Source organism: Paraburkholderia diazotrophica, from assembly GCF_038900755.1.
GTDB classification, from domain to species: domain Bacteria; phylum Pseudomonadota; class Gammaproteobacteria; order Burkholderiales; family Burkholderiaceae; genus Paraburkholderia; species Paraburkholderia diazotrophica_A.
In genome coordinates, this window is sequence record NZ_JBBPEN010000005.1 from 536,799 (window position 1) to 549,634 (window position 12,836).

Below are 12,836 nucleotides of genomic sequence, written 5' to 3' on the forward strand. Positions count from 1 at the left end.
GACCTCACATGGAATGTTTACCCTATGACATCCGAAGCCAGATCCACCACCGCGCGGCGGCTCGACCGTATCGACATCGCGATTCTCCAGCAGCTACAGCAGAACGCGCGCATTACGAACGCGGAACTGGCGCGTGCCGTGAACCTGTCGCCGACGCCCTGCTTCAACCGCGTGCGCGCGCTCGAAAAGCTGGGGCTCTTTCGTCAGCAGGTCACGTTGCTCGATGCCGAGGCGCTCGGGCTGCGCATCAACGTGTTCATTCAGGTGAGCCTCGAAAAGCAGGTCGAAGATGCGCTGCGCCGCTTCGAACAGGAAGTCGGCGAGCGGCCCGAGGTGATGGAGTGCTATCTGATGACGGGCGACGCCGACTATCTGCTGCGCGTCGTCGTGCCCGACATGCAGAGCCTCGAACGCTTCATCGTGCAGTGGCTCACGAAGATTCCCGGCGTGTCGAACATCCGCTCGAGCTTCGCGCTCAAGCAGGTGCGCTACAAGACGGCGTTGCCGCTGCCCGTCGCGGGCCTCACGCTCGCCGCCGATGACGATGTGCCGCGCGAATGGGCTTAAAGAAGAGAAGGCTCGGGTCCGCTCGCACGACGCTTGCCCGCTCGGACTCAGCGCTGCGGCGGCGAAACGCGCTCGCGCAGTTCGCGGCGGATCACTTTGCCTGTCGCCGTCATCGGCAACGCTTCGACGAAATGAATCGCGCGCGGATACTCATGCGCGGCGAGGTGCGTCTTCACGTGCTCCTGCAAGGTCCGCACGAGCAGATCGCCCGGTTCGTAGCCGGGATTCAGCACGACGAAAGCGGTGACGATTTCGGTGCGCTGCACGTCGGGCGCGCCGACCACAGCCGCCATCCGCACGGCGGGATGGCGCAGCAAGCAGTCTTCGATCGGCGCAGGACCAATCCGGTAGCCGGCGCTCGTGATCACGTCGTCGTCGCGACCGACGAAACGGATGAAGCCGTCCGCGTCCATCAGGCCCATGTCGCCTGTCAGCAGCCAGTCGCCGCGAAACTTGTCGCGCGTGGCCGGCTCGTTGCGCCAGTAGCCGAGGAACATCACCGGGTCCGGCGCGCGGATCGCGATGTTGCCGGGCTCGCCGCGCGGGACGGTCTGCCCCGCATCGTCGACGATCGCGACGCGATGCCCAGGCACCACCTTGCCGATCGAGCCGGGACACGGCTCGAACAGCGTCGCGCACGACGACACCACGACGTTGCACTCCGTCTGTCCATAGAACTCGCTGATCGTCACGCCGAGCGCGCGCCGTCCCCAGTCGATCAGCTCCGCACCGAGCGATTCGCCGCCGCTCGCGACGGCACGCAGCGAGAGCTTCCATCGCTCCGGACGCTCGACGGCGCGCATCATCTTCAACGCGGTGGGCGGCAGGAACGTGTGCGTGACCGCATAGCGCTGCATCAGATCGAAGGCCGCTTCACCGTCGAACTTCTCGAAGCGCCGCGCGAGCACGGCCACGCCGTGATGCCATGCGGGCAGCAGGACATCGAAGAGACCGCCGATCCATGCCCAGTCGGCGGGCGTCCACATCAGCCGCGCATCGGCGGGAAAAAACGCCTGCGGCATCTCCACGCCGGGCAGATGGCCGAGCAGCACGCGGTGCGCGTGCAACGCGCCCTTCGGCTTGCCCGTCGTGCCGGACGTGTAGATGATGACGGCGGGATCGTCCGCGGACGTCGTCTCTGCATTGAACGCGGCCGGAGAATCGTTGAGCGCGGTCCAGAACGATTCGACTTGCGACGCGGGATCGGCTTGCTCGGCGTCGACGCAAAAGATCGTGCGCAGATCGGGCAATGCCCCGCGTACCGAGGCGATCTTCTGTGCGCCGCTCAGGTCCGTGACGAGCGCGACCGCGCCGCTATCCGACAAGCGGTATTGAAGCGCATCGGGCCCGAACAGCGCGAAGAGCGGCACCGCGATCGCGCCGCATTTGTAGACGGCGAGATGCGCGACGGCTGTCTCAACCGATTGCGCGAGAAAGATGCCGACACGGTCGCCCTTCTTCACGCCACTGCGCCGCAGCGCATTCGCGAAGCGATCCGACAGCGACTTCAGTTCGTCGAACGTGTAGCGCGTCGCCTGACCTTCGCGCGTCTCGCAGATCAGCGCGAGACGGCCGCTGCCGTCAGCCCACTTGTCGCACGCGTCGACGCCGATGTTGTACTGCTGCGGAATGCGCCATTCGAATGCGGCGATGAGGCCGTCGTATGTGTCAGCGGCGGGAAGCATCAGTGTCTCCTGAGTGTTGCTTATGTGTGCGGCAATGCGCTCGATGTCATGCTACTCCGCAAGCGACGCGGATGGCCCGCGCAACGCGTCGGGTTGCTGGATCTCGACGTCGAACGTCGAATCGCGCACAGGTTGCGCCTTGCAGGCTCGATCGGCACGCGTGCGTCTTTATTTGAGTCCATCTCATCTTTTGCGTCAAGCAATGGATCGAATAGTTGCCCCTCTTCTGCGATTCATTTCGAAGTCGTCAAGCGACGATGACCAACACGTATCGTGAATAGTTGAGCTTGGCTCAATTGATGTTTTCGCTATCGACCACGCACAAGCTGGCTGCCGCATCCAATATCGGAAGCACGATGCAATAACATGGGCCCGATGCGCGGCCGCACGGACAGCCCGAATGAGACCAGGACTTTTTTCGATTGCTTGTTATGTGCATCGGCCGCCACAATGCGCCAACCAGGGGAGGACTATGAAGAAGTGCATTCTGCTGGCGGGAATCGGCGTGCTCGCGGCATGCACCGCGGTATCGAGCGTGGACAAGAAGCAGAATGGCTATCTCTCGGTCACGAGTCGCGGACGCACCAGCCTGGCATCGTGGAACAGCATCCGCAACGCGGGGCTCAAGCACGCAAAGGCCTATTGCCGCGATCAGCACATGCAGATGCACACCGTCGAGATCCATACGAACGGCGTGCGCAGCGCGGGCAACCAGAGTGTCGAAGTTGTGTTCGAGTGCTTTTGACGAAGCGATGAACGGCGTTCACGCCGTACTCGTTTGATCCGCGACGGTGTCGCCGAAATGACTCGCGACGAACGCGCGCATCGCGGCGATCAATGGCGTGGCGCCCGTCTGTTCGATCGTGCCTGCGCCTGCGGGGACGGAGCCCGTCCACGCGGCATGCTCGCCTGGCGCGGCGGGAACGAGATGAATCCCGGCCCGCTCGATAATCGGGCCGCACTGGGCCCAATCCGTCGACGGCGCGAAGGCGGCTTCGAGCGCGCCTTCCGGGTCGCCATCGCAAGCCGGTTCTTCGATCCAGCAAAAGCCATCGTCGACGCGCGGCTTCGGCAGATTGTCCGCCCGTGCGACCCAGTAATCGAGCAACGCGCCTTCCAGATCCGAAACTCTCATCTCTGCTCCTCATGGAGATCGTGCGTGGCGAACCAGCATCGATTGTGCATCAAGTTCGTGTTGGGATTTGTGACGCCGCGTCCCTCGCCTTTACCGCCACTGCGGGTGCTACTGAGGGACGCTCGCGAGGCAACGGGCGAGGCAAGCATTCTCGTGATCAGTCGCCTAGAATGGAAGTTCGGCCACGACATGATGGAGGGCACGCCGTGAATGAAACGTTGATGGCGTACTTGCTTGGGCCCGCCGTAATGGTAATCGTCGGCGTTGCGCTGTGGATCGTCGCGCATTACCACGGCAAGCCCGGCCACGGACGGGGAGCCCGTTGGCTCGATACGCACTACGTCGATCTGATACACCACAGGCGCTGATGGCCCGAGCGCAAGCGCTTTTTGTGTGCGGCGGGTTCTTTGGCGGGCAGGAACGAAAAACGGGCCGAATGGCCCGTATTCATTTGGGGTCCTGGCGGAGAGAGGGGGATTCGAACCCCCGATAGGCTATTAACCTATACACGCTTTCCAGGCGTGCGACTTAAACCACTCATCCATCTCTCCGGCGGGGACGCGCATTATAGCAAACTCTCGCGCCATTGCCACCTCGGCCGGATGGCCAGCGTCACGGGTGACGTATGTAGTCCACCAGCGCGCGCGTGTAAGCGTCCGGCTTCGCGTCGACGAGGCTCACCAGCACCGTCACCAGAAACCCCGCCGGCACGCCGAACACGCCCGAGCTGATCGGCTCGATGCCGAACCAGCGCGTGCCGACGAAGCCTGTCAGCTGCGTGAAGAACGGATACGTCGACACGATGTAGTAGATGCACACCCCCAGCCCCGCGAGCATCCCCGCGACGGCGCCCAGCCGCGTCGTGCGCTTCCAGAACACGCCGAGCACCAGCACCGGAAAGAGACTCGACGCCGCGAGCGAAAACGCCGCGCCCACCAGAAACAGGATGTTCCCCGTATTCAGCGACGCCACATAAGACGCGAACAGCGCCACGCCCAGCAGCAGGATCTTCGAGATCGTCACGCGCCGCTGACTCGACGCGTCGGGATCGACCATGTGGTAGTAGACATCGTGCGACAGCGCATTGGCGATCGTCAGCAGCAAGCCATCGGCCGTCGACAGCGCCGCCGCCAGCGCGCCCGCGGCGATCAGTCCCGACATCACATACGGCAGCCCCGCTATCTCCGGCGCGGCCAGCACGACCATGTCCGGCTGCATCTGGATCTCGCTCCAGCGCACGATGCCGTCGCCGTTCACGTCGGCAATGCTGATGAGGTACGGCTCGATCCGCCGCCACTGCATCACCCACTGCGGCAGTTCGGAAAACCGATGGCCGACGAGATTCGACAGGATCTCGTACTTGATCAGCACCGCGAGCACGGGCACCGTCAGATAGAACAGCGCGACGAAGAAGAGCGTCCAGCCGACCGAGCGTCGCGCCGACGCCACCGATGTCGTCGTGTTATAGCGCGTCAGAATGTGCGGCAGGCTCGCCGTCCCCAGCGACAGGCACAGCAGCAGCGAAAGAAAATTGCGCAGATGCAGCCGCCGCTCCGCTTCGTTCGCAGCGGGAAACGGCTCGTGCATCTGCACGGCCGCCGCCGCGCGCTGGATCATCTCGTCGCGCTGCTGCGCCCATACGATCTGCGCCGTCGCGGCGTCGCGAGGAAAGCGCGCAATCCGACGCTCGAGATCGGCGATCTCGCGCAACGGGCCGTTGTGCCGCCGCAAGTCGGCGAGCTGATCGGTCAGACGGCCTTTCTCGTCGATATACGACTGCGGCAAGCCGTCGATCTGCGCCTGCATCAGCGCGGCGCGCATCCGGTAATCGTCGCGCACCGACTGCTCGGAAGGCGCATCGCGCACGGCGCGCTCCATCGTCTCGACGCGCTCCATCAGGCGCCCATAGCCGAATTGCGGCACCCAGCCGAGGCCATCCTTGTGCGCGATCATCGACACGGGGATCAGGAACGCGGCGATCAGGATGATGTACTGCGCGACCTGCGTCCACGTCACGGCGCGCATGCCGCCGAGGAACGAACACACCAGAATGCCCGCGAGCCCGCAGAAGATGCCGATCGCAAAGTCGACGCCGATGAAGCGTGTCGCGATCAGCCCAACGCCCTGAATCTGCGCGACCAGGTAGACGAACGAACAGAGAATCGCCGACAGCGCCGCAAGCCCGCGCACCGCGTTGCTCGAAAAGCGCGTGCCGAGAAAATCGGGAATCGTGTAGCGCGCGAGCTTTCGCACGTACGGCGCGAGCAGAAACGCGACGAGACAGTAGCCGCCCGTCCAGCCCATCGTGTACGCAAGGCCATCGTAGCCCGTCGCGTACAGCGATCCGGCGAGCCCGATGAACGACGCCGCCGACAGCCAGTCCGCCGCCGTCGCCATGCCGTTGAACGCGGACGGCACGCGCCGCCCGGCCACGTAGTATTCGACGAGATCGGACGTGCGCGACAGCAGCCCGATCACGGCATACACGGCGATCGGCACGAACAGGAACACATAGCCGATCCACATGCCCGGCCCGTTCGCGGCCTCGATACGCCACAACAGATAGATGAACGCTAAAAAGCCCAGCGTATAGAGCGAATACGAACGGATCAGCCGATGCGCGAGCTTCATCGGTTGGCCGTGCGCTCGGCGATGTCGTCCTGCGCGCTGGCTTCGAGCGCGCGTTGCAATGCGGCGTCGGCGCGCTGCATCAGCACGATGTAGATCACGATCAGCATCAGGTACACGAGTATCGCGCCCTGCGCGCCCATGTAGAACGGCAGGCTGAAGCCCGCGAAACGCACGGGCGCAAGCCCTCTCGCGATCAGCGGCACGATGAACGACACGAAGAAGCCGACCAGCATCAACGCGACGATCAGCACGATATTGAAGCGCCAGTAGCGCGCGTGCGCGCGAGCCATCGCCTCCGTCACGGGCGGCGGCTCGGGCAAGGGATTGATGTTGTGACGCGATATGTGGTGTGGCGCGGCCATGCGCCTATGTATCAAAAACGTGTTGCATCGGCAATCGGGGTTGTCCGCGCAACGACTTGCGTCACCATTCGAAGCGCGCCGCGAAGGGCATGAAAAAAACGGCGCATCGTCATCGGACGCGCCGTTTGCGTTTGCAAGGCTTCAGGCCTTACGCACTTTCATCGATCAACGAGATTCACCCAACTGGTTGAGAATCGCCGGGTTTTCCAGCGTCGACACGTCCTGCGTGATCTCCTCGCCCTTCGCGAGCGAGCGCAACAGACGCCGCATGATCTTGCCCGAGCGCGTCTTCGGCAGGTTGTCGCCGAAACGGATGTCCTTCGGCTTCGCGATCGGACCGATTTCCTTGCCCACCCAGTTGCGCAGATCCGCCGCGATCTTCGCGGCCTCTTCGCCTTCGGGGCGCGCGCGCTTCAGCACGACGAACGCGCATACGGCCTCGCCCGTCGTCTCGTCGGGACGGCCGACCACGGCGGCTTCCGCCACCAGCGGATTCGCGACCAGCGCCGACTCGATCTCCATCGTGCCGAGGCGGTGGCCCGACACGTTCAGCACGTCGTCGATGCGGCCCATGATCGTGAAGTAGCCCGTCTCCTTGTCGCGCACCGAACCGTCGCCGGCGAGGTACAGCTTGCCGCCGAGTTCTTCGGGGAAGTAGCTCTTCCGGTAGCGCTCGGGGTCGCCCCAGATCGTGCGGATCATCGCCGGCCACGGACGCTTGACGACAAGAATGCCGCCCTGCCCGTTCGGCACGTCCTGGCCCGTTTCATCGACGATCGCGGCCATGATGCCCGGCAGCGGCAGCGTGCACGAACCCGGCACGAGCGGCGTCGCGCCCGGCAGCGGCGAGATCATGTGGCCGCCCGTTTCCGTCTGCCACCACGTATCGACGATCGGGCAGCGCGAGCCGCCGACGTTTTCGTAGTACCACACCCACGCTTCCGGATTGATCGGCTCGCCGACCGTGCCGATGATGCGCAGCGACGACAGGTCGTAGCTTTTCGGATGCACCTTCGCATCGGCTTCCGATGCCTTGATCAACGAGCGGATCGCGGTCGGCGCGGTGTAGAACACGGAGACCTTGTGCTTCTGGATCATGTCCCAGAAGCGGCCCGCGTTCGGATACGTCGGCACGCCTTCGAACACGACCTGCGTACCGCCGAGCGCGAGCGGACCATACGTGATGTAGCTGTGGCCCGTGACCCAGCCGATGTCGGCCGTGCACCAGAAGACGTCCGTCGGCTTCCAGTCGAAGGTCCACTTCATCGTCTGCGCGGCCCACAGCAGGTAGCCGCCCGTGCTGTGCTGCACGCCCTTCGGCTTGCCTGTCGAGCCCGACGTATAGAGGATAAAGAGCGGATGCTCGGCGCCGACCCATTCCGGCGCGCATTGATCCGATTCGTTTGCCGTGATCTCGTGCATCCACAGATCGCGCTTGTCGTCCCAGGCGATCTTGCCGCCCGTGCGCTTGTGGACAATCACCGTCTTCACCGCCTCGCAGCCGCCCATCGCAAGCGCTTCGTCGGCGATGTTCTTGAGCGGCAGCGCCTTGCCGCCGCGCATCTGTTCGTCGGACGTGATCAGCGCGACGGCGCCCACGTCGACGAGACGCTCATTGAGCGACTTCGACGAGAACCCGCCGAACACCACCGAGTGCGTCGCGCCGATACGCGCGCAAGCCTGCATCGCGACGATGCCCTCGATCGACATCGGCATGTAGATGACGACGCGGTCGCCCCTCTTGATGCCGCGTTTCTTCAGCGCATTCGCGAAGCGCGACACACGCTGCAGCATGTCGTTGTACGTGACGTGGGTGACGGTGCCGTCGTCGGCTTCGAAGATGATGGCGACGCGATCGCCATTGCCCGCTTCGACATGCCGGTCGATGCTGTTGTATGACGCGTTCAGTTCGCCGTCTTCAAACCATTTGTAGAAAGGCGCATTCGATTCGTCGAGCACCTTCGTGAAGGGCTTTTTCCAGCTGAGCGCTTCGCGCGCCAGCCTGCCCCAGAAGCCTTCGTAATCGCGCTCCGCTTCGGCGGCGAGCGCCCGGTATGCGTCCATGCCGGACACTGCTGCCTGTGCCGTCATTTCGGCGGAAGGCGGGAACACGCGGCGTTCCTGAAGAACCGATTCAATCGCAGACATCGACTACCCCTTGGTGAAGATGAAACATCAATCCTGTGCCGGCGCGCTCGCGATGCGTGCCCGTCCAGCGGGCGCAAGGCGTCGCTCCGTGTCGTCATAGTGGCGCCGCGCGTGACATCGGCCGCGGCGTGTCTCCCACCCTCGTGCCCGTCGGCAACGGCGGGCATACAGCGAATCGGCCGAATCGGCCAACGGCAGGTGCGGCGTCGCAACATCGCGTGGGCCGCGTGCCTGTTCAACAGCTTCGATCGCTTCCCACGATAAGCGTTGCAACTTACCGCGCACTTACGCGCGGGCCGGCTGCGCGTCAGGCAAAACACCAGGCGCGATGACCGCCGACGCGTCGCGATGCAGGGACACCGCAAATCTCGCAAGCATCGAGCCTACCTGTCGTTCGCGTGTCTCGCACATGTCCTGGTGCATTTGCCGTTTGCTTTGCGCCGTCGTTATGCGCCCTTTTACAATGCTAACTGAACCATGGTCTGTTTACATGTGAAACATACATGCGAACGCCCGAAACCGGCCGCAGGGCGAGGAGCAAGGAGCGCCGTTTGGCCGCGCCAAACAAGCGACGCGCGACGCCGCCATGCGGCCGGTTTCGGGCATTCCCATAGCGAATGGGAAAGTCAGGGGTTGCCCCGTAAAGGGCCGCTCGCGACGTCACGCTCATTGCGAAGACGTCCACTATTCGCTGCGTCGCAATCCTTGCGAGCGGCCCTTTACGGGGCAACGCATGTACGTTTCATATGTAAACAGATCCTAGCTATAGGGATTCCAGCTTGAACCGCTATTCACTGTTTCTCATCGCCGCGATGCTGCTCGTCGGCAGCAACGTCGGCATTGGCAAGTCGATCGTCGCGTTCGTTCCCGTTCCTCTCTTCGCCTTGCTGCGCTTCGTGATCGCGATGGCAGTGCTGTGGCCGTTGCTGCGCGCAAGCAAGCTGCGCCGCGTGAAACAGGGCGAATGGGTCAATCTCTTCCTGCAGGCCCTGTTCGGGACATTCGGGTTTACTCTGCTGATGCTCAACGGCGTGCATCGGACGAGCGCCGTTGCGGCGGGCGTCATCACGAGCACGATACCCGCCGTCGTCGCGCTGTTCTCGTGGATCTTCCTGAAAGAAAAGCCCGACGGCCGGGCGCTGACCTCGATCGCGCTCGCGATCGCCGGCGTGGTCGTCATCAATCTCGCGCACGCCGACAACGCCGCGGGCGCCGCGAACACAAGTTCATTCGCCGGCAATCTGATGGTGCTGGGCGCCGTCTGCTGCGAATCGCTGTATGTGATCCTGTCGCGCCGCCTCACGCAGACGCTCGCGCCCATCGACATCTGCGCGTACACGCACCTGTTCGGCTTGCTGCTGATGCTGCCGCTCGGCGTGCCGGCGCTGTTCGCATTCGACTATTCGGGCACGCCCGTCAGCGTGTGGGCGCTCGTGCTGTGGTACGGGCTGTCGGCGAGCATCTTCTCGTTCTGGCTCTGGATGAAGGGCATCCGCCACGTGCCGGGCAGCCTCGCGGGCGTGTTCAGCGCGGTGCTGCCCGTCGCAGCCGCCGTCTACGGCATCGTGTTCCTCGACGAACGGCCGACGCTCGCGCACGGCGTCGCGCTCGCATGCGTGATCGCGGGCATCGCGCTCGCAAGCCTCAAGGTCAGGCGCGTGCCGCCCGTCGCGTCGTAGCATAGGGCTCATGCATGGCCTTGCGCATCGGCCTCACCCATCGGGCTCATACTGACCTCGCGCGGGTGTGCCGGCGCCCGCGCGGCGCCGCGCCGGGTCTCGTGCCCGCTTCTGCCCGCTCGCACCCGCACCTGCACGCTTCGACACGGCCGTCACGCATCACGCTGTACAATAACGCGCCCAGCGCGCTGCGCCGGCCGGTCTCATCGCCGGCTGCCTGAACGTCGGTTGTTCGCTTTCCGCGTGATCCGCCGTCGTCGATGCGAGCGCGCCCGTGCCTGCCGTCATCCCGCAGCATCCGATACCACGAAGCGCCAACACTACGCCGACGCCCCATGACCGACCTGCGCCCCGTTCCCTCCAGCCAGCATCGACGCATGCGCCCGTTGCCCTCCGTGATCTTCATGAGCCGCTGGCTGCAGGTACCGCTTTATCTGGGCCTGATCGTCGCGCAAGGCGTGTACGTCGTGTTGTTCCTGAAGGAAGTGTGGCACCTCGTCACCGCGTCGATGACGCTCGACGAAACCAGCATCATGCTCGTCGTGCTCGGCCTGATCGACGTGGTGATGATCTCGAACCTGCTGATCATGGTGATCGTCGGCGGGTATGAAACATTCGTGTCGAGACTCGGCGTCGAGGGCCATCCCGACGAACCCGAATGGCTCGACCATGTGAACGCCGGCGTGCTGAAGGTGAAGCTGTCGATGGCGCTCATCAGCATCTCGTCGATCCATCTGCTGAAGACCTTCATCAACCCGGACCAGCATACGACGCACGCGGTGATGTGGCAGGTGATCATCCACATCGCGTTCCTCGTATCCGCGCTGGTGATGGCCTTCGTCGATCGCCTCACGACGCACACACACCCCGAGCATTTCCACGAGCCCGCGGCAACGCGCACGTTGAAGCAGAAAATTTCCCACTCCCCTGAAAGCGCATGACCGACCGCGCGGCCGCGCAGTCGCGATAACGAGCGCCACCCCACTGAGCCTAGCCATGACCGTCATCAAACAGGAAGACCTGATCCAGAGTATTGCGGACTCGCTGCAGTACATCAGCTACTACCATCCGCTCGATTACATCCAGGCACTCGGCCGCGCGTACGAGCTCGAAGAGAGCCCGGCCGCGAAGGACGCCATCGCGCAGATTCTCACGAACAGCCGCATGTGCGCCGAAGGCAAGCGCCCGATCTGCCAGGACACGGGCATCGTCACGGTGTTCGTGAAGGTCGGTATGGACGTGCGCTGGGGAAGTGAAAACGGCAGCGCGACGATGAGCGTCACCGACATGATCAACGAAGGCGTGCGCCGCGGCTACACGCACCCGGACAACGTGCTGCGCGCGTCGATCGTGAGCCCGCCCGAAGGCGGCCGCAAGAATACGAAGGACAACACGCCGGCCGTGATCCACTACGAGATCGTGCCGGGCGACAAGGTCGACGTGCAGGTCGCGGCCAAGGGCGGCGGCTCGGAGAACAAGTCGAAGTTCGCGATGCTGAACCCGTCGGATTCGATCGTCGACTGGATCCTGAAGACCGTGCCGACGATGGGCGCGGGCTGGTGCCCGCCGGGTATGCTCGGCATCGGCATCGGCGGCACGGCCGAGAAGGCGATGGTCATGGCGAAGGAGTCGCTGATGGACCCGATCGACATTCAGGACATCATCGCGCGCGGCCCGAAGGACTGGATCGAAGAACTGCGCGTCGAGCTGCACGAGAAGGTCAACGCGCTCGGTATCGGCGCGCAGGGCCTGGGCGGCCTGTCGACGGTGCTCGACGTGAAGATCATGGCAGCGCCGACGCACGCGGCATCGAAGCCGATCGCGATCATCCCGAACTGCGCGGCCACGCGCCACGCGCACTTCACGCTCGACGGCTCGGGCGTCGCGAAGCTCGAAGCGCCGTCGCTCGACGCATGGCCGAAGGTCACGTGGCAGCCCAACACCGAAACGAGCAAGCGCATCGACCTGAACACGCTGACGCCTGAAGAAGTCGCGTCGTGGAAGCCGGGCCAGACGCTGCTGCTGTCGGGCAAGATGCTGACGGGCCGCGACGCCGCGCACAAGCGCATCGCCGACATGCTCGCGAAGGGCGAGAAGCTGCCCGTCGACTTCACGAACCGCGTGATCTACTACGTCGGCCCCGTCGACCCCGTACGCGACGAAGCCGTCGGCCCCGCGGGCCCGACCACGGCAACGCGCATGGACAAGTTCACCGAGACCATGCTCGCGCAAACCGGCCTGATCTCGATGATCGGCAAGGCCGAGCGCGGTCCCGTCGCAATCGACGCGATCAAGAAGCACAAGGCTGCGTATCTGATGGCCGTCGGCGGCGCGGCGTATCTGGTGTCGAAGGCGATCCGCAGCGCAAAGGTGCTGGCGTTCGAAGACCTCGGCATGGAAGCCATCTATGAGTTCGACGTGCAGGACATGCCCGTGACGGTGGCCGTCGATTCGAACGGCACGTCGGTTCATCAGACGGGCCCGAAGGAATGGCAGGCGAAGATCGGCAAGATCCCCGTCGCGACCGCCTGAGTCCGTTTGTGCCGGTTTGTTTTACAGAAGCCGGGGCGTTATAGTCCCGGCTTTTTTATTTGCTCGCGCTCACGCAACACTATTGCGTGAGCGATTC

General features: G+C 64.1%; 11 protein-coding genes and 1 tRNA gene. 6 read left to right on the top strand and 6 right to left on the bottom strand.

The features are described 5' to 3' along the window. Window positions 1-24 precede the first annotated feature (24 nt). Window positions 25-567, top strand: a complete 543-nt coding sequence (locus AABE10_RS19320) for an Lrp/AsnC family transcriptional regulator (RefSeq protein WP_342934851.1) — start codon at window positions 25-27, stop codon at window positions 565-567. 47 nt (window positions 568-614) lie between these two features. Here the strand turns inward: AABE10_RS19320 and AABE10_RS19325 are convergent, their stop codons facing one another. Continuing rightward, complete coding sequence (locus AABE10_RS19325; RefSeq protein ID WP_342934852.1) at window positions 615-2,252, bottom strand: acyl-CoA synthetase; 1,638 nt, start codon at window positions 2,250-2,252, stop codon at window positions 615-617. 472 nt (window positions 2,253-2,724) lie between these two features. On the opposite strand from AABE10_RS19325, the gene AABE10_RS19330 reads away from it, so the two are divergent. Further along, the gene (locus AABE10_RS19330) at window positions 2,725-2,997 is read left to right on the top strand and encodes a hypothetical protein (RefSeq protein ID WP_342934853.1); all 273 of its coding nucleotides are present in this window, start codon (window positions 2,725-2,727) and stop codon (window positions 2,995-2,997) included. Between the two features lie 18 nt (window positions 2,998-3,015). Here the strand turns inward: AABE10_RS19330 and AABE10_RS19335 are convergent, their stop codons facing one another. Further along, complete coding sequence (locus AABE10_RS19335; RefSeq protein WP_342934854.1) at window positions 3,016-3,387, bottom strand: DUF2591 domain-containing protein; 372 nt, start codon at window positions 3,385-3,387, stop codon at window positions 3,016-3,018. Between the two features lie 206 nt (window positions 3,388-3,593). On the opposite strand from AABE10_RS19335, the gene AABE10_RS19340 reads away from it, so the two are divergent. Beyond that, window positions 3,594-3,755 carry a hypothetical protein gene (locus AABE10_RS19340; protein WP_342934855.1) on the top strand — a complete coding sequence of 54 codons (162 nt, stop codon included), beginning with the start codon at window positions 3,594-3,596 and terminating at the stop codon, window positions 3,753-3,755. A 92-nt stretch (window positions 3,756-3,847) separates the two neighbouring features. Here AABE10_RS19340 and AABE10_RS19345 read toward each other — a convergent pair. The 4 genes from AABE10_RS19345 to acs all read right to left on the bottom strand — a co-directional run bounded on the left by AABE10_RS19345 (window position 3,848) and on the right by acs (window position 8,528). Next, a tRNA-Ser gene (locus AABE10_RS19345) sits at window positions 3,848-3,938 on the bottom strand. A 61-nt stretch (window positions 3,939-3,999) separates the two neighbouring features. Then, window positions 4,000-6,018 carry a sodium:solute symporter family protein gene (locus tag AABE10_RS19350; RefSeq protein ID WP_342934856.1) on the bottom strand — a complete coding sequence of 673 codons (2,019 nt, stop codon included), beginning with the start codon at window positions 6,016-6,018 and terminating at the stop codon, window positions 4,000-4,002. Continuing rightward, window positions 6,015-6,380, bottom strand: a complete 366-nt coding sequence (locus tag AABE10_RS19355; protein ID WP_342934857.1) for a DUF4212 domain-containing protein — start codon at window positions 6,378-6,380, stop codon at window positions 6,015-6,017. The genes AABE10_RS19350 and AABE10_RS19355 overlap by 4 nt, the downstream gene beginning before the upstream one ends. A gap of 165 nt (window positions 6,381-6,545) precedes the next feature. Beyond that, the gene (gene acs / locus AABE10_RS19360; RefSeq protein ID WP_342934858.1) at window positions 6,546-8,528 is read right to left on the bottom strand and encodes an acetate--CoA ligase; all 1,983 of its coding nucleotides are present in this window, start codon (window positions 8,526-8,528) and stop codon (window positions 6,546-6,548) included. 779 nt (window positions 8,529-9,307) lie between these two features. Here acs and AABE10_RS19365 point away from each other — a divergent pair. The 3 genes from AABE10_RS19365 to AABE10_RS19375 all read left to right on the top strand — a co-directional run bounded on the left by AABE10_RS19365 (window position 9,308) and on the right by AABE10_RS19375 (window position 12,739). Continuing rightward, the gene (locus AABE10_RS19365; RefSeq protein ID WP_342934859.1) at window positions 9,308-10,207 is read left to right on the top strand and encodes a DMT family transporter; all 900 of its coding nucleotides are present in this window, start codon (window positions 9,308-9,310) and stop codon (window positions 10,205-10,207) included. 377 nt (window positions 10,208-10,584) lie between these two features. Continuing rightward, window positions 10,585-11,148: a TIGR00645 family protein gene (locus AABE10_RS19370; protein ID WP_342934911.1), complete on the top strand. Its 564-nt coding sequence runs from the start codon at window positions 10,585-10,587 to the stop codon at window positions 11,146-11,148. Window positions 11,149-11,203: 55 nt separating this feature from the next. Beyond that, the gene (locus AABE10_RS19375) at window positions 11,204-12,739 is read left to right on the top strand and encodes a fumarate hydratase (protein WP_342934860.1); all 1,536 of its coding nucleotides are present in this window, start codon (window positions 11,204-11,206) and stop codon (window positions 12,737-12,739) included. Window positions 12,740-12,836: the final 97 nt, after the last annotated feature.